The sequence below is a fragment of the Ancylobacter gelatini genome, from assembly GCF_022601675.1.
In the GTDB taxonomy this organism is placed as follows: Bacteria; Pseudomonadota; Alphaproteobacteria; order Rhizobiales; family Xanthobacteraceae; genus Ancylobacter; species Ancylobacter gelatini.
In genome coordinates, this window is record NZ_JAKVIL010000002.1 from 196,460 (window position 1) to 213,102 (window position 16,643).

15 protein-coding genes are annotated in these 16,643 nt (G+C 67.2%); 9 read left to right on the forward strand and 6 right to left on the reverse strand.

What is annotated here, in order from left to right; translation table 11 throughout:
- Positions 1-14: 14 nt before the first annotated feature.
- The gene (gene rpiA / locus MKI84_RS04190; RefSeq protein ID WP_241616726.1) at positions 15-716 is read left to right on the forward strand and encodes a ribose-5-phosphate isomerase RpiA; all 702 of its coding nucleotides are present in this window, start codon (positions 15-17) and stop codon (positions 714-716) included.
- Positions 717-744: 28 nt separating this feature from the next.
- Complete coding sequence (locus MKI84_RS04195; protein WP_241616729.1) at positions 745-1,329, forward strand: DUF2059 domain-containing protein; 585 nt, start codon at positions 745-747, stop codon at positions 1,327-1,329.
- Between the two features lie 85 nt (positions 1,330-1,414).
- Here MKI84_RS04195 and MKI84_RS04200 read toward each other — a convergent pair whose 3' ends face one another.
- The 3 genes from MKI84_RS04200 to MKI84_RS04210 form a co-directional block, all read right to left on the reverse strand.
- Entirely contained in the window at positions 1,415-2,926 is a 1,512-nt protein-coding gene (locus tag MKI84_RS04200; RefSeq protein ID WP_241616731.1) for a tripartite tricarboxylate transporter permease, read from the reverse strand.
- Positions 2,927-2,939: 13 nt separating this feature from the next.
- Positions 2,940-3,422, reverse strand: a complete 483-nt coding sequence (locus MKI84_RS04205) for a tripartite tricarboxylate transporter TctB family protein (protein ID WP_241616733.1) — start codon at positions 3,420-3,422, stop codon at positions 2,940-2,942.
- 90 nt (positions 3,423-3,512) lie between these two features.
- Positions 3,513-4,481 carry a Bug family tripartite tricarboxylate transporter substrate binding protein gene (locus MKI84_RS04210; protein ID WP_241616736.1) on the reverse strand — a complete coding sequence of 323 codons (969 nt, stop codon included), beginning with the start codon at positions 4,479-4,481 and terminating at the stop codon, positions 3,513-3,515.
- Positions 4,482-4,685: 204 nt separating this feature from the next.
- Here MKI84_RS04210 and gor point away from each other — a divergent pair, with 204 nt between their 5' ends.
- The 5 genes from gor to MKI84_RS04235 all read left to right on the forward strand — a co-directional run bounded on the left by gor (position 4,686) and on the right by MKI84_RS04235 (position 11,786).
- Positions 4,686-6,089 carry a glutathione-disulfide reductase gene (gor, locus tag MKI84_RS04215; protein WP_241616738.1) on the forward strand — a complete coding sequence of 468 codons (1,404 nt, stop codon included), beginning with the start codon at positions 4,686-4,688 and terminating at the stop codon, positions 6,087-6,089.
- A gap of 139 nt (positions 6,090-6,228) precedes the next feature.
- On the forward strand, positions 6,229-7,614 hold the full coding sequence (locus MKI84_RS04220; protein WP_241616741.1) for a class II 3-deoxy-7-phosphoheptulonate synthase: 1,386 nt from the start codon (positions 6,229-6,231) through the stop codon (positions 7,612-7,614).
- 163 nt (positions 7,615-7,777) lie between these two features.
- Complete coding sequence (locus MKI84_RS04225; RefSeq protein WP_241616743.1) at positions 7,778-8,620, forward strand: alpha/beta hydrolase; 843 nt, start codon at positions 7,778-7,780, stop codon at positions 8,618-8,620.
- 99 nt (positions 8,621-8,719) lie between these two features.
- Positions 8,720-10,060 carry a glycosyltransferase family 4 protein gene (locus MKI84_RS04230; RefSeq protein ID WP_241616745.1) on the forward strand — a complete coding sequence of 447 codons (1,341 nt, stop codon included), beginning with the start codon at positions 8,720-8,722 and terminating at the stop codon, positions 10,058-10,060.
- Positions 10,061-10,112: 52 nt separating this feature from the next.
- Positions 10,113-11,786: an NAD+ synthase gene (locus tag MKI84_RS04235; protein ID WP_241616748.1), complete on the forward strand. Its 1,674-nt coding sequence runs from the start codon at positions 10,113-10,115 to the stop codon at positions 11,784-11,786.
- Between the two features lie 7 nt (positions 11,787-11,793).
- On the opposite strand, the gene MKI84_RS04240 is transcribed toward MKI84_RS04235, so the two are convergent.
- The gene (locus tag MKI84_RS04240; protein WP_241616750.1) at positions 11,794-12,714 is read right to left on the reverse strand and encodes an AEC family transporter; all 921 of its coding nucleotides are present in this window, start codon (positions 12,712-12,714) and stop codon (positions 11,794-11,796) included.
- A gap of 153 nt (positions 12,715-12,867) precedes the next feature.
- Here MKI84_RS04240 and MKI84_RS04245 point away from each other — a divergent pair, with 153 nt between their 5' ends.
- Positions 12,868-14,226 (forward strand): glutamate--tRNA ligase, encoded by a 1,359-nt coding sequence (locus MKI84_RS04245; RefSeq protein WP_241616752.1) that lies wholly within the window; start codon positions 12,868-12,870, stop codon positions 14,224-14,226.
- A gap of 5 nt (positions 14,227-14,231) precedes the next feature.
- Here the strand turns inward: MKI84_RS04245 and MKI84_RS04250 are convergent, their stop codons facing one another.
- Positions 14,232-15,254 (reverse strand): DUF2865 domain-containing protein, encoded by a 1,023-nt coding sequence (locus MKI84_RS04250; RefSeq protein WP_241616754.1) that lies wholly within the window; start codon positions 15,252-15,254, stop codon positions 14,232-14,234.
- 209 nt (positions 15,255-15,463) lie between these two features.
- Between MKI84_RS04250 and MKI84_RS04255 the strand changes: the two genes are divergently transcribed.
- Positions 15,464-15,991 (forward strand): CreA family protein, encoded by a 528-nt coding sequence (locus tag MKI84_RS04255; protein WP_241616757.1) that lies wholly within the window; start codon positions 15,464-15,466, stop codon positions 15,989-15,991.
- A gap of 86 nt (positions 15,992-16,077) precedes the next feature.
- Here MKI84_RS04255 and MKI84_RS04260 read toward each other — a convergent pair whose 3' ends face one another.
- The gene (locus tag MKI84_RS04260) at positions 16,078-16,587 is read right to left on the reverse strand and encodes a hypothetical protein (protein ID WP_241616759.1); all 510 of its coding nucleotides are present in this window, start codon (positions 16,585-16,587) and stop codon (positions 16,078-16,080) included.
- Positions 16,588-16,643 lie beyond the last annotated feature (56 nt).

Consider the following 16,643-nt stretch of genomic DNA (forward strand, 5'->3'; position numbering starts at 1 on the left):
TTCTGGAGCCCCGCATGTCCGACGCCGAGAGTCTCAAACGCCTTGCGGCCGCCCGCGCGCTGGAGCAGGTGCGTTCCGGCATGAAGCTCGGGCTTGGCACCGGCTCCACCGCGAAGCATTTCGTCGAATTGCTGGCCGAGCGTGTCGCGCAGGGGCTGGAGGTGGTCGGCGTGCCGACCTCCGAGCAGACCCGCGCGCTGGCGGAGAGCCTGAACGTGCCGCTCGGCACGCTGGACGAGCATCCCGCGCTCGACATCACGATTGACGGCGCCGATGAGGTAGGCCCCGATCTGGTCCTGGTGAAGGGCGGCGGCGGCGCGCTGCTGCGCGAGAAGATCGTCGCCTCGGCCTCCGCGCAGATGATCGTCATTGCCGACGCTTCCAAGCATGTCGCCAGGCTCGGCGCCTTCCCGCTGCCGATCGAGGTGGTGGATTTCGGCGTGGCGGCGATCCGCCGGGGCATCGAGCGCGCCGCCAGGTCCGCCGGCTGCGCGGGGCTTCTGACCCTGCGCCGTGGCAAGGACGGCCATGTTTTCGTCACGGATCAAGGACACCTGATCCTCGACGCGGCCTATGGCGCGATTCCCGAGCCCGCGCTCCTCGCCCGTGCGCTGGAGCAGGTTCCGGGCGTGGTGGATCACGGCCTGTTCATCAATCTGGCGAGCCGCGTCATTCTCGCGGGCGCCGACGGCATAACGGTCCTCGACCGTGCGTGACGGTTACGAGTTCGTCAGGGAGAGATTTATGCGTTTTGCGCCTGCAGGACGGTTCCGGCAACCGGCCGCGAACACAGTCGCCGCCGTGATGCTGGTCGCCGGACTCGCCGCGGCCGGCCCGGCTCTTGCCCAGAACCAGCCCTTTCCGATGGCCGGCGCGACCGCTGCCGCGCCGGCCAAGCCGGCCACCCCGCCCAGCGCCGGCCAGATCAAGCTCGCCAATGAGCTGCTGGTCGCCAATGGCGAGGCGAGCGCCTTCGACGCGCTGATCCCCGGTGTCATCGAGCAGGCGGCCAATAGTTTCGTCCAGGCCAACCCGGACCTGATCCGCGACCTGCGCGACGTCGCCAAGTCGATGATCCCGCAATATGAGAACCGCCGCTCCGAGATCACCTCGATCCTGGCGCAGACCTATGCGGCACAGTTCTCCGAGGCCGAGCTGACCGAACTTTTGACCTTCTACCGCTCGCCGGTGGGCGTGAAGCTGGTACAGCGCCGGCAGGAACTGCTGGACGACGGCCTGCGCGGCATCCAGACCTGGAGCGCCAAGTTCTCCCGCGAGATGGAAGCGCGGGTTCGCGAGGAGATGAAGAAGCGCGGCTTCACCATCTGATCCTCGCAGCAGGACGGAAATGAAAATGCCCGGCGCGAGCCGGGCATTTTTGTTGGTGCGGTGAGGCGGCAGTGGCCGGCGCGCCTCAGTCCTCGTCGCCGCCCACGGGGGCCTTGCGGCCGGTCGCGAGGAAGAAGAGCAGCGGGCCGAACAGGGCGAGCGCGGACAACGCGTAGAGCGTGAGTGCGATCGGGCTCTGGAACAGCACCACGGGATCGCCCACGCTGATGGCGAGCGCGCGGCGCAGCTGCTGTTCGGACAGCGGGCCGAGGATGAGGCCGACCACGACCGGCGCGATCGGATAGTCGTAGCGCCGCAGCACATAGCCCAGCAGACCGAAGATCAGCAGCATGCCGAGTTCGACCAGCGAGGGATTGGCGCCGAGCGTGCCGAGCGTGGCGAACACCAGAATGCCGCCATAGAGCCACGGGCGCGGGATCGCCAGCAGCCGCACCCACAGGCCGACCAGCGGCAGGTTGAGGATCAGCAGCATCGCATTGGCGATGAACAGGCTGGCGATGAGGCCCCACACGAGATCCGGATTGGTCACGAACAGAAGCGGACCGGGATTGAGACCGTATTGCTGGAAGCCGGCCAGCATGATCGCGGCCGTCGCCGAGGTGGGCAGGCCGAGCGTCAGCAGCGGCACCAGCACGCCGGCTGCGGCCGCGTTGTTCGCGGCTTCCGGCCCGGCGACCCCCTCGATGGCGCCATTGCCGAACTCGTCCGGCTTCTTGCACAGCCGCTTTTCCAGCGCATAGGACAGGAAGGTCGGAATTTCCGCGCCGCCGGCCGGCATGGCGCCGATGGGGAAGCCGAGGAACGTGCCGCGCAGCCACGGCTTCCAGGAGCGTTTCCAGTCCTCGCGGTTCATGAACACCGAGCCCTTCACCGGCTCGATGATCTCGTCGGCGCGTGCCCCGGCGGCCACCACAGAGAGCGTCTCGCCGATGGCGAACAGTGCGACGGCGAGCGTGGTTACTTCCACGCCGTCCAGAAGGTCGGGTACGCCGAAGGAAAGGCGCGCCTGCCCGCTCTGCAGGTCGATGCCGATGAGGCCCAGCGAGAGGCCGATGAACAGGCTGGTGAGACCCTTGGTCACCGAGGAGCCGAACGCGGCCGACACCGTGGTGAACGCCAGCACCATCAGCGCGAAATAATCCTCCGGGCCGAAGGAGATGGCGATGTCGACCACGGTGGGGGCGATCAGCGCGAGGCCGATGGTGGCGATGGTGCCGGCCACGAAGGAGCCGATGGCGGCGGTGGCGAGCGCGGGCCCGCCGCGCCCAGCGCGGGCCATCTTGTTGCCTTCCAGCGCCGTGACGATCGAGGAGCTTTCGCCCGGCGTGTTCAGCAGGATCGAGGCGGTGGAACCGCCATACATGCCGCCATAATAAATACCGGCGAACATGATGAGCGAGCCGGCCGGATCGAGCTTGAAGGTGATCGGCAGCAGCAGCGCCACGGTGAGCGCGGGCCCGATGCCCGGCAGCACGCCGACCGCCGTGCCGAGCATGACGCCGACAAAGGCGAAAACGAGATTCATGGGCTGCAGGGCGATCATCAGGCCCTGGCTGAGAGCGGCGAACGTATCCATCGACGGCGGCCCCTCAGATCAGCCGTTCAAGCGGGCCAGCAGGCAGCGAGAGCTGCAGCCCCTTGGCAAAGATCAGGTAGATGATGAAGCACATGAGCGTGCCAGCGAGGAAATGCCCCCAGATCGGGCCCTTGCCGAATCCCTTCGCGGTGGCGGCGAACAGCCAGCCGGTAGCGATGGAAAAGCCGAGGAATGGCAGCAGCGCGATCTGCCCGACCAGCCCGGCCAGTACCCAGGCCATGGGCACGATCTCGTCGCGCGGGCGGTCTACCGGCCCGGCACGCATCGCCTCGACCGCGGTCGCGACGGCGAGCAGCGCAAGCCCGGCCGAGATGATGGTGGGGAAGGCCGCGGGGCCGACCGCCGAATGCGCGTTGACGCTCGACAGGCGCCAGGCGTCCCACCCGACGACGAAAGAGAGCGCCGCGAGGCCGAAGGCGATGGCGAAGCCGGCCTTGTCGGCGGTCTTGGAGGATGATGGGGTGGTGTCGGACATCGGCGGCTCCCGAAGGATGAAGACGCGCACTCCCCCGCGGCCGTCGAGCCGGCGGGGGAGTGGCAGAGGGCAGGTCGAACGACCGCGCGCTTACTGCGCGAGGCCGATATCCTTGAGGATGGTCTGGGTGGAGGCGATGTCCTTGGCGAGTTGCGCCTCGAATTCGGGGCCGGCGAGATAGGTGTTCACCCAGCCCTTCTGGGCCAGCATGTCTTCCCAGGCCTTGGACTTGGCCATCTTCTCCACGGCCGCCGCGACTTCGGCCTTCTGTTCCGGCGTCAGGCCGGGGGCGGCCGCGACCATGCGCCAGTTCTGAATGTCGACGTCGACGCCCGATTCCTTGAAGGTCGGTACGTCCGGCAGGCTGGCGAGGCGTTCGGGGCTGGAAATGCCGAGAATACGCAGCTTGCCGGCCTTGGCCTGCGATTCGAACTCGCTCATGCTCGAAATGCCGACCGTGACCTTGCCGCCAAGGATGGAGGCCAGCGATTCGCCGCCACCCGAGAAGGCGATGTAGTTGACCTTGGTCGGATCGATGCCGATGGCCTTGGCGATCAGCCCGGCGGTGATGTGGTCGGTACCGCCGGCCGAGCCGCCGGCCCAGGAGACCTTCTGCGGGTCCGCCTTCAGCGCCGCCACAAGGTCGGCCATCGACTTGAGCGGGGAACTGGCCGGCACGGCGATGGCTTCATACTCGCCGGTGAGGCGGGCGATCGGGGTCACCTGCGACAGGTTCACCGGCGACTTGTTGGTGATGATCGCGCCAACCATCACATAGCCGCCGACGATGAGCTGGCTCGGGTCGCCCTTGGCCGAGTTTACGAACTGGGCGAGGCCGATGGTGCCGCCCGCGCCGGGAACATTCAGTACCTGCACGTTGGGGACGATCTTCTCGGACTGGAGCACCTGCTGCATGGAGCGCGCGGTCTGGTCCCAGCCGCCGCCGGGGCCGGCCGGCGCCATGATCTTCATATCGCTCATCTGCGCCTGTGCGGCGCCGAGCGGAAGGGTAATGGCGAAGGCTGCCGCAAGCAGGGCGCCGCGGAAATTCTGGTTCATGGTTTTCCTCCAGGTCGTGCGTGCGGCGCTTGTGGGGGGCAGCACCGTCTTTACGCTGGACGCGAAGCTAGAGCGGCGCGGGGGCGCTGTCGAGATACACGGAAGGCTAACCGATTGCCGGAGGTCAGCCATGCGCCGGCTTGACGTAGCGCGTCGTCGGGGCGACATGCCGGTGAGCTGGAAATGTCACCGGGGTGCGCCTTCATGGACAAGTTCGACGTCGACCTCTTCGTCATCGGCGGGGGCTCGGGCGGCGTGCGTGCCGCGCGCATCGCGGCCTCGCATGGCGCGCGCGTCAGGATCGCGGAGGAATACCGGCTCGGCGGCACTTGCGTGATCCGCGGCTGCGTGCCCAAGAAGCTCCTCGTCTATGCCGCGCGCTTCGCCCATGAATTCGAGGCCGCCGCCGGTTTCGGCTGGACCGTGGACGGTGTTCGGTTCGACTGGCCAACCCTGATCGCCAACAAGGACCGCGAGATCGCCCGGCTGGAGGGCGCCTATCGCGCCAATCTGGAGCGCGCGGGCGTCGAGATCGTGCCGCAGCGCGCGGTCATCACCGGCCCGAACGAGGTCCAGCTTGCCGACGGCAGCCGCGTCACCGCACGTTATATTCTCGTGGCGACCGGTGGGCGGCCCAATCTCGGGCTCGACATTCCCGGCCGCGAGCTGGGCATCACCTCGAACGAGATCTTCCACCTGTCCCGCCTGCCGGCGAGCATCGTGATCCAGGGCGCCGGCTATATCGCGCTCGAATTCGCCAGCCTGCTGGCCGGTCTCGGTTCGAAGGTCACGGTGGTGCATCGCGGCGATAAGCTGCTGCGCGGCTTCGACGAGGAGATCCGCGAGCGGCTGTCGAAAGAGCTGGAGGCCGCCGGCATCGCGCTGGAATTCGGCGTCACCGTCGATTCCATCGACGCCACCGATCAGGGCCGGCGCGTCCGCCTCAATGACGGGCGCATCCTGCTGGCCGACGAGGTGATGCTCGCCATCGGCCGGGTGCCGAACACGGTCGGGGTCGGGCTGGAGACGGCCGGCGTTCACCTCAATGCCAACGGCGCCGTCGTGGTCGACGAGAATTCGCGTACCAACATACCCTCGATCTACGCCGTGGGCGACGTCACCGACCGGGTGAACCTTACCCCGATCGCGATCCGCGAGGGCCATGCCTTCGCCGATACCGTGTTCGGCGGCAAGCCGTGGGTGGTGGATCACTCGCTGGTACCCACCGCCGTGTTCACCGAACCGGAGATCGGCGTGGTCGGGCTGACAGAAGAAGAGGCGCGGGCGCAAGGCCGCCGGCTCGACATCTACAAGACCGACTTCCGCCCGATGAAGGCGACGCTCTCGGGCAGTCCCTCACGGGTGTTCATGAAGATCATCGTCGACCAGAAGGACGACAAGGTGATCGGCGTGCATCTCATCGGCGAGGCATCGGCCGAGATCATCCAGATCGTGGGCATCACCATGACTGTCGGCGCCACCAAGGCCGATTTCGACCGCACGCTCGCCCTGCACCCCAGCGCGGCGGAGGAACTGGTGACGCTGCGTACCAAGCATGACAGCAGCGACCTGCCCGAGCACTCGGCGGAATCCACCCCGGCGATCTAGGGCATCCGCGCAACGTCGCTCCTGCGCGCGTGCGTCGCGGCCTTCTGGTGTTTCCCTTGCGCTTGGGTGTATAAGGCGCGCCTTTCCCGTCCCCCGGGGTGTCAGAAGGGGCGGTGATCAATGTCTTTAGGAGGCAATCATGTCCGAACGCTGGACACCGGAAAGCTGGAGGGCCAAGCCCATTCAGCAGGTGCCGGATTATCCCGACGCGGAAGCCCTGGCTTCGGTGGAGCGTCAGCTTGCCTCCTTTCCGCCGCTGGTTTTTGCAGGTGAGGCCCGCCGCCTGAAGCGCGAACTCGCGAAGGTGGCCAAGGGAGAGGCCTTCCTGCTCCAGGGCGGCGACTGCGCCGAGAGCTTCGCCGAGCATTCGGCCGACAACATCCGCGATTTTTTCCGCGTCTTCCTGCAGATGGCGGTGGTGCTGACCTATGCCGGCGCCTCGCCCGTGGTGAAGGTGGGCCGCATCGCCGGCCAGTTCGCCAAGCCGCGCTCGGCGCCGATGGAGACGGTCGGCGGCCTGGAGCTGCCGTCCTATCGCGGTGACATCGTCAACGACATCGAGTTCACGCCGGCCGCGCGCATTCCCGATCCGCGCCGCCAGCTTGAGGCGTACCGCCAGTCGGCGGCCACGCTCAACCTGCTGCGCGCCTTCGCCAATGGCGGCTATGCCAGCCTCGGCAACGCGCATCAGTGGATGCTCGGCTTCATCAAGGACAGCCCGCAGTCAGGTCGCTACCAGGCGCTGGCCGATCGCATCACCGAGGCGCTCGACTTCATGCGCGCCATCGGCATCGACCCGGAAACCCATCCGGAGATGCGTTCGACCGATTTCTTCACCTCGCACGAGGCGCTGCTGCTCGGCTTCGAGCAGGCGCTGACCCGCGTGGATTCCACCACGGGCGACTGGTACGCGACCTCCGGCCACATGATCTGGATCGGTGACCGCACCCGCCAGCCGGACCATGCGCACATGGAATATGCTCGCGGTGTGAAGAACCCGATCGGCCTTAAGTGCGGCCCGTCGCTGAAGCCGGATGACCTGATCCGCCTCATCGACCAGCTCAACCCGCAGGACGAGCCGGGCCGCCTCACGCTCATCGCCCGCTTCGGCGCCGACAAGGTGGGCGACCATCTGCCGGGCCTGGTGCGCGCCGTTCAGCGCGAGGGGCGCAGCGTGGTGTGGTCGTGCGATCCCATGCACGGCAACACCATCAAGGCCGCCTCGGGCTACAAGACGCGCCCGTTCGACCAGATCCTGCGCGAGGTGAAGGACTTCTTCGCCGTGCACGCGGCCGAGGGCACTTTCCCAGGCGGCATTCATCTGGAAATGACGGGCAAGAACGTCACCGAATGCACGGGCGGCGCCCGCGCGATCTCGGATGCGGACCTCAAGGACCGCTACCACACCTATTGCGACCCGCGCCTCAATGCCGAGCAGGCCATCGAGATGGCCTTCCTCGTCGCTGAACTGCTGAAGCAGGCGCGTTCGGGCCGCGAACGTCCGGTGATCGCCGCCGCCGAATGAGGCGGCGGCGTGGCGTGACGCTTCGGCAACAAAGGCCGGGCTTTTCAGCCGAATGTTGCTGAATGTCGCCGATCGTTTCTGAATATGTGCTACCTGCATTCAGACTGTGTTCCCGGCGTGTTTTTGCCGCCCGGAACACAGTCTTGCAGGGAGGGCCGTCCGCGTGCGGCAGGTTGTGTACGAGAGTGAAAATCTCTCGCTGATCAAAGTGCCGGGCGCGCGTGAAGACGTGGTGTTCGTCACATTCGAGCCGTTTATTCCCGGCGAGCGCGAGCCGGTGCGTGATGGTTTCGGCGAGGCCTTTTTCGCCAAGCGCGGCATCACGGCCTATCATTTCATCAGCGAAAGCAACGCCTGGTATCAGTATCCGGAAATGCCGGAATTGCTGGCGCGGGTGCGTGCCGACCTCGCGCCGGGCGTGCGCGTTGTCGCCTATGGGCACAGCATGGGCGGCTATGCCGCGATCCACTTTGCGAATCTGCTCGGCGCCGAGACCGTTCTCGCCTTTTCTCCGCAGGCCAGCATCGAACTGCCATGGGAGACGCGCTGGGAGATGGCCGGCGTGCGCAAGCTCTGGGACGAGCGCCCGCCGGATCCGAATGTGCGGGTCTACACCGTCTACGATCCGCTGAGCCTCGACGACCGGCATATACGCTATATCGGCGCGCGGGCCGCCATCGAACCGGTGCGCGTCCATTTCTGCGACCATGATTCCGTCGTCTATGCCCATGAGGCGGGACTGCTTGAAGGCATGCTCCTCGATGTCGCCGCCGGTCGGCTGGATGTGCCGGATCTCGAATACCGGCTTTGGTCGGCTCGCCACGACACGCCGATCTATCGCAAATACCGCGCGCGCAAGAGCACCAGTACCTTGCGCCGTTTCCGCTACACTTGTCTGGAGCGCGTCATCGAGTGGCGGTTGCGAAGGAGCCTTGCGCGCGCGCCGCAGCCTGCCGCCGCCGGCAATGAGAAGCCGGCCGGTTGGCGGGTCAAGACATCGTCCTGATCGCCGTGGGCGCCTGATCGCTGTGGGCGGGGGTTCCGTTGCCGGCTATGGCGGGGTATGCGGGGGCGGTGAAACGCCGGCTCGGACGGAAAGCAGCCCATGAATGAGCACGGCGCCCCCGCCGCACAGCCGATGCCGGCCCCTCCCGCGCCCGCCCTTGTCTTCGACCTGACCGATCTCGTAATGCTTCTGCACCGCAAGGCGGGCGTCGGTGGCATTGCCCGCGTGGTGCTGGAAATCCTGCGCCATGTCGCAGCAAGGGCCGATGCCGAGGGCATGGCTCTGGTGTTCCACCATCCCACGCGCGGCATCTATGTGGCGATCGATCCCGCCGTGGTTTCTCAGGCGTTGGAAGAGCCGGCGGCGCTGATCCACGGGCTCGGCCTCGCCGACGCCTATTTCCCGATCAACGAGCTGAAATATCGCGGCCGTCCGCTGCGCGCCTGGTATCGGCGCTGGCGGCGCCACATGCGTTTCCGCCGCAAGGTGCGCCATGTGCCTCCGCGCGGCGAGACCCGTCCCGCCGGCTGGGCGCTGCGCGACTGGCGCCTGCCGCAAGGCCCCGTGCGGCTCGCCGTGCTCGGCACGGCCTGGGCGCTCGACGATCACCCCATGCGACTGCGCGAACTCGCGGCCCAGGGCGATGTCGAGGTCGTGTTGCTGGTGCACGACCTCATCCCCTTCGCCGACCCGCCGATGGACGTCGACAACCCCGAATTCCGCGACTGGTTCGCGGCGATGGCGGTGCTGGTGCGGCGCTATCTGTCGGTCTCGGCCTATACCGGGCGGGAAATCGCGGTGCGCGTCCCCGCCCTCGGCGGCCATGTCGATCGGCTCGACGTGGTGCCGCTGGCCCATGTCTTCGACTATGAGGGGGAGGCCGGGCCGGCCGGCATCGCGGGTGAGTATGTGCTCACGATCGGTTCGCTCGGCTATCCGCGCAAGAATTTCCTCCGTCTGATGGAGGCGTGGGCGCTGCTGCATGCGCGGCTTGGCGCGGAGCTTCCCAAGCTGGTCATCGCCGGGAGCCATGGCGGCAAGAGCGCGCTGCTCGATTCGTTCCTTGCCCGCCACCCCGCGCTGGCCGGCCATATCGCGCTGGTGGACCGCCCGGACGACGCCCGTCTCGCCGGGCTTTACAAGCACTGCCTGTTCTCGGTCTATCCGTCGCTGTTTGAGGGCTGGGGCCTGCCGGTGGGCGAGAGCGCGTGGTTCGGCAGGTTCTGCGTCGCCTCGCATGCCTCCTCGATCCCCGAGGTTGTGGGCGCGGCGGCCGACTATTTCGATCCGAACTCGGCGCAGGACATGGCGGACAAGCTGGAGCGGCCGATGCGGGACCGCGACTATCTGCGCGCCCGCGAGGCGGAGGTCGCCGCGCTTCACCTGCGGACATGGGACGAGGTGGCGCGCGATCTGGTCGCGGCGCTGAGGGCACAATAGTGACATGCCACCCGATTGCCCCGCGCGCGACAGAACGGTAAATCTCCCGGTCATGTCCAGCGCCCCGGTCGACCAGCTTCTCATCGCCTTCGCCCAGCTCAACCCCATCGTCGGCGACATTGCCGGCAATGCGGACAAAGCGCGCGCCGCCCGTGCCCAGGCCGGCGAGCAGGGCGCCGATCTCATCCTGTTCACCGAGCTGTTCATCGCGGGCTACCCGCCGGAGGACCTGGTGCTGAAGCCGGCCTTTCAGGCCGCCTGTCGGGAGGCCGTGGAAGCGCTCGCCGCCGAAACCGCCGATGGCGGCCCGGCCGTCCTGATCGGCTCGCCCTGGGTGGAGGGCGGACGGCTGCACAATTCGGTGCTGCTGCTGGAGGACGGCGCCATCTCGGCGGTGCGCCACAAGGTGGACCTGCCCAATTACGGCGTGTTCGACGAGAAGCGCGTGTTCACGCCCGGTCCGATGCCGGGGCCGATCCCGTTCAAGGGCGTGCGGCTCGGTGTCCCGGTCTGCGAGGACATTTGGGGCCCCGACGTGGTGGAGTGCCTCGCCGAGACCGGCGCGGAAATGCTGCTGGTGCCTAATGGCTCGCCCTATCGTCGCTCGGCCCATGATGAGCGCACCAATGTCGCGGTGGCCCGCGTGGTCGAGAGCGGCTTGCCGCTCGCCTATATCAACCAGCTCGGCGGGCAGGACGAACTCGTGTTCGATGGCGGGTCGTTCGTGCTGAACGCCGACCGCTCGCTGGCGATCCAGTTCCCCAATTTCCAGGAGCGCCTGCGCATCACCCGCTGGGAGCGCTGGGCCGATGGCTGGCGCTGCGAGGAGGGCGCGCGCGCGCCGCTGATCACCGATGACGAGGCCGACTATGCCGCCTGCGTCATGGGGCTGAAGGACTATGTCGAGAAGAACCGCTTCCCCGGCGTGGTGCTCGGCCTGTCGGGCGGCGTGGATTCGGCGCTGGTTGCCGCCATGGCGGTCGATGCGCTCGGGCCTGAGCGCGTGCATTGCGTGATGCTGCCCTATCGCTACACCTCGGACGAATCGTTGGCGGATGCGGCGGGCGTCGCCAATGCGCTGGGCTGTCGCTACGACATCGTGCCGATCGCGGATGCGGTGGAAGGGTTGGAGCGGGTGCTCGGGCCGCTGTTCGAGGGCCGCCCGCGCGACGTCACCGAGGAGAACCTGCAGTCCCGGGCGCGCGGGACCATCCTGATGTCGATCTCCAACAAGTTCGGCGCGATGGTGGTCACCACCGGCAACAAGTCGGAAATGTCGACCGGCTACGCCACGCTCTATGGCGACATGAACGGCGGCTATAACCCGCTCAAGGATCTCTACAAGACGCAGGTGTTCCGTCTGTGCCACCTGCGCAACCGCTGGAAGCCGGCCTATGCGCTCGGCCCCGACGGCGAGGTGATCCCTGAGAACATCATCGTCAAGCCGCCGACCGCCGAACTGCGCGAGAACCAGAAGGACCAGGACAGCCTGCCGCCCTACGAGGTGCTGGACGCCATACTGGAACGGCTGGTCGAACTGGAGCGTCCGGTGGCCGCGATCGTCGAGGAGGGGTTCGACGCCGCGCTGGTGGCGCGGGTGGAGCGGATGCTCAATCTTGCCGAATATAAGCGCCGACAGGCAGCGCCCGGGGTGAAGGTGACCCCCCGCAATTTCGGCCGCGATCGGCGCTACCCGATCACCAACCGCTTCCGCGAGGGGGCCTAGCCGTCCATCATCCCGCGAGGTGGCGGGCAAGGCCCGTCCAGAGCGGCGCGGCGACGGCGAATCCCAGTACGCTGACAATGAGCGTCGACGAGGCGAGGCCGACATAGGTGTGCTCGCGCCCGGCAATGACGATCCCCGAGAAAGCCGGCGGCAGCGCGGCGAGTAACACCACCTGCTCGAGATGCGTTGCGCTCACGCCGGTGGCGAGCGCCAGTGCCAGCATCGAGGCGGGCATGAAGCCGACCTTGATCACCGAGTTCCAGATGACTTCGGCGTTGAGCTGGAACTTGTGGGCGGAGAGCACCAGCCCGGCGGCAAATATCGCGACGCCGGACGTGGCATGACCGATCAACGCCAACGGCGCCCGAAACAGTTCGGGCATTTGGATGCCGGTGATGACGAGGATGACGGCGATCATCGGAGCGAGGACGACCGGCTCCTTGGCCGCATTGATCAGGGCCGCCATCGGCTTCGTGCCTTTGGGGGCGACGAAGAACATGCCCAGAGGCACCAGTATGACGTTCACGACCAGTGCGACGATGGCGACACTGAGCGCGGCACTGCCGCCGAACAGCGGCGAGAGCACCGCCATGCCCAGGAACCCGACTGTGGGGGCGCCGGCACTCAGCCCGGCGATACCCGCCTCACGGCGATCATGTCCGAACACGAACAGGGCGCCGAAAAAGGCTACCAAATACCAGAAAAGTAGGACAGCAACGGATATGATCAGTAGTCGCGTGTCGGAAAGCAGTTCTTCGCGGGAGGAATTGGCAATAGAGACGAACAGAAGAGCCGGAAGGCAGTAGGTTAGAACAAGGTGATTGAAGCCGAACGCTTGGGCCTGATCGAAACTTGAGCGCTTGCCGGCAATGTATCCTAAGGCGAGAACAAAGAAGATCGAGAAAATATCCTGAAATATTGGCGTCACATCGGGCTCCAAATTCTGTCGGCCCGCGGCGAAATCGAGTATATGGCTGACCGGTAGCAGAATACGCGGCTATGCCTCCTCTGGTAAAGATAGAGAAGGCCAATTCGGCTGGGCGGCTTGCTCCCATCCCCTAACCTCGGCGATAAGCGCGCCATGTCGAAATCCGCCACGCCCCCCGTCCTGCGCTTCGCCCCATCGCCGACCGGTCTTCTGCATGTCGGCAACGCCCGTACCGCGCTCTACAACGCGCTTTACGCGCGGCGCGCGGGCGGCACCTTCATCCTGCGCTATGACGACACCGACCTGTCCCGCTCCACGTCCGCATTCGCCGAGGCCATCGCCGAGGACCTCGCCTGGCTCGGCCTGACGCCGGACCGGGTGGAGCGCCAGTCGGATCGCACCGCGCGCTATGACGCGGCGGTGGAGCGGCTGAAGCAGATCGGCCGGCTTTATCCCGCCTATGAGAGCGAGGAGGAATTGGAGACGCGGCGCCTGTCGCGCCGCCGTCGCGGCCTGCCGCCGATCTATGACCGCGCCGCCCTGATGCTCACCGATGACGATCGCACGCGGATGGAAGCGCAGGGGCGCGTGCCGCACTGGCGGTTCCGGCTGAACGGGCGCCGCGTGGCGTGGGACGACCTGGTGCGCGACGAACAGGGCGTCGATACCTCGACGCTCTCAGATCCGGTGCTGGTGCGCGCCGACGGCTCCTATCTCTACACGCTGACCTCGGTGGTCGACGATATCGAGATGGGCGTCACTCATGTCATCCGCGGCGAGGACCACGTCACCAATACCGGCGTGCAGATCGAGATCATCGAGGCGTTGGGAGGTGTGGCGCCGGTGTTCGGGCATCACAACCTGCTGACCCTGCCGAACGGGGAGGGGTTGTCGAAGCGCCTCGGCCACCTCTCATTGCGCGCCCTGCGTGAGGCCGGGGAGGAGGCGCTGGCGGTGGCCGCGCTCGCGGTGCTGACCGGCACCTCGCTGGCGGTGGAGCCGGTGGCGAGCCTCGACGAACTGGCGGAGAGGATCGACCTCGCCAAAATCTCCCGCGCCCCGGCGCGCTTCGACCCCGACGATCTCGCTGCGCTGACCGCCGCGACGTTGCACGGGCTGCCGCATGAAGCGGTTGCCGGCCGGCTGGCGGCGCTTGGCGTCGGCGGTGGGGAGGCGTTCTGGCTGGCGGTGCGCGGCAATCTCGCCCGGCTGACGGATGCCGCCGCATGGTGGCAGGTTGTCGACGGCCGGATCGAGCGCGGCGCGGCGCCGGAGGATGCCGATTTTCTCAGCCAGGCCGCCGGGCTGCTGCCGCCGGCGCCGTGGGACGGGTCGACCTACGCGCAATGGATCGCCGCCGTGAAGCCGGCGAGCGGGCGCTCGGGGCGGGCGCTGTTCCACCCGCTGCGTCTCGCGCTCACTGGCGCGGATAGCGGGCCAGAGCTGAAGGCGCTGCTGCCGCTGATCGGGCCGGAAAAGGCGCGGGCGCGCCTCCTCGGCGAGAGCGCCTGAGCGCCTCAGTTCTTCTTCTGGGGCGCGGGAGTGATCACCGGGCGCGGCTGCGACATTTCCCGCGAGGCGTCCTCGGTCACCACGATGTCGCCCTTGCGCAGGGTGGTGTCGTTCTCGCCGCCGAGCGCCTGCGCCCAGCCCATGCCGGCGGGGCGGCACGAGCAGGCGTTGACATATTGCTTCCGGAATATCAGCGCATTCGGCAGCGACATGTAGCGCTCGCCATTGGTGCCGACCGCCTGCTCGATATCCTCGCCCGGATTGCGATAGGCGAACAGCTTGGCCTCGGTGCCGGGGCATTGCGCCTGGCACTGCGCCTCGTCGGTCGAGAACCGGGCCGGGGTGGCGGCGAACGAAATCGGGAAGAAGAACCCGTCGCAGGTGCGTACGCACACGGTGCGGTAGGTCGAGACCTTGGGGAGTTCGTAGAGCGGCTCGACGTCGAGCGGGCCGGCCTCCTCGCGCGGCACCGGGGCGCCGAAGAGCTGCTCGAAGAAATTGCGCGGGCGCCGCTCGACATTGCTGGCGCGGCCGCCGCCGTCGCCGAGCGCGGCGCGGTATTGCGGCCCGCAATCATTCTGCGCGAGCGCGTAGACCAGTTGCCGGCGCTGCTCGTCATTGCCGCTGCGCTGGCCGCGCGCCTCCATCATGGTGCGATCGAGCTGGGAGCGGACGCGGGTCAGGTTACGGTTCAGCGCCTCGCATTGCGGGGGAAGCTGCGGCTGGAAAATGAGGAAGCCGCGCTTGTCGCAGCCGAGCTGGCGTACCTGCGCGGAAATGTTCGCCAGTTCCTGCTGCTGCTGGGCGATGAGGGCGCCGACGTCGCGCTGCTGCCCGCCGCCGCGGTCGAGCTGGGCAAGCTGGCCTTCGAGCCGCATGCAGGCCGCGCGGTCCGCCCCGCCGCCCACCGCGCCGGGCGGCAGGTTGGGATCGGTCTGCGCGCTCGCCGCCACCGGGCCGAGCGCCAGCAAGGCGAGGCTCGCGAGGGTGGCCGCGAAGGCGCGGGCGGTGGGTCTGCGTTCCGTCATCGTCGCTCTGCCGTTCGTGTCCTGTGCCGGTCTCCCCTCGGGGGACCGGGGAATCGGTCCGGCAGCTTTAGCACGCCGAGATGGGCCAAAGTTTGAAGACGCATTCGGCGCGCGGCGCAACCCCGGCCCTTCACGCAGGCGATCACGATCTTTGCGCGCGTCTTGGGCATCACCATATGACGTCTGGTTCCCTTGGGAGAAAGCGACCCATGAAACGTGCCGTTGCCCGCTGCCTGCTCGCCCTCGCCGTGCTTGCCACGGCGGCCCTCACGCAGGCGGCGCCCGCCCATGCGCAGGAGCCAAGCCTGATCTTCAAGAAGTCGACGGTGTGGAAATTCCTGACGCCGGACGACAAGCTCGCGACCTATGCGATCGACGATCCGATCGTGGAGGGCGTTGCCTGCTACTACACGATTCCCGAGCGCGGCGGGGTCAAGGGCATGCTCGGCGTGGCGGAGGAAGTCTCGGATATTTCCATTGCCTGCCGGCAGGTCGGTCCGATCACCTTCAAGAAGAAATTCGAGCAGGGCGATGTCGCCTATCGCGAGAGCCGCTCGCTGATCTTCAAGAAGATGCAGATCGTGCGCGGCTGCGATGCGACCCGCAACGTGCTGGTTTATCTGGTCTATTCAGACAAGCTGATCGAGGGTAGCCCGAAGAACTCGACCACCGCCGTGCCGATCATGCCCTGGGGCGCGCAGACCGAGGCGCCCAAATGCGCGGACTACCTGCAATGAGCGAACGGGAGCGAAGCCGCCGGTAGCCCTGCGCGCGAGGACTTCCGCGCGCGCCAGGACTTCGCCACGCGCAAGCGGCTAGCGGCTCACCGCGTGCAGGTGATCGCAACGCTATCGGTGCAGGCAGCGCCCACGCAGGCGGTGCGCACCGGCGCCACGGAGGCCGAGGCGAGGATCGCGTCGGTCTTCATCTTGCCGAAGCTTGCCGCGCGCTCGAAGTCGTGGACGCGGCACCAGGCATCGGCCATCGCCTGTCCGCAGGACGCGCCCGAGGCGAGGCAGGTATCGATGCCGTAGCCGTCGGAATTATCCACGATGAAGATGTTATCGGCGCTGTTTGCCACGGCCAGCGTGGGGGCAAAGAAAACGAGCGCGGCGAGGAGGCTGCTGCGGAGACGCGGGGCGGGGCGCATGGTGAGTTTCGCGAGGGTTCGGGTTGATCGGGCGTGTGGCCCGATAACGCCAATGTGGGCAAAAGGTTTGAATCGACCTTTAACAAGAGACGCGGTGTACGGCTCCGCGGCGATTTCGGCGCCGGAATAGCTCTGGGCCGCGAGGGCGTCAATCGCCGTTTCGTCGACGAGACGATGTGACACTGGGGGCGGTGGGGATCGTTCAAATCCGCACGATGTCTTGACGTGGCGGTGCAAAC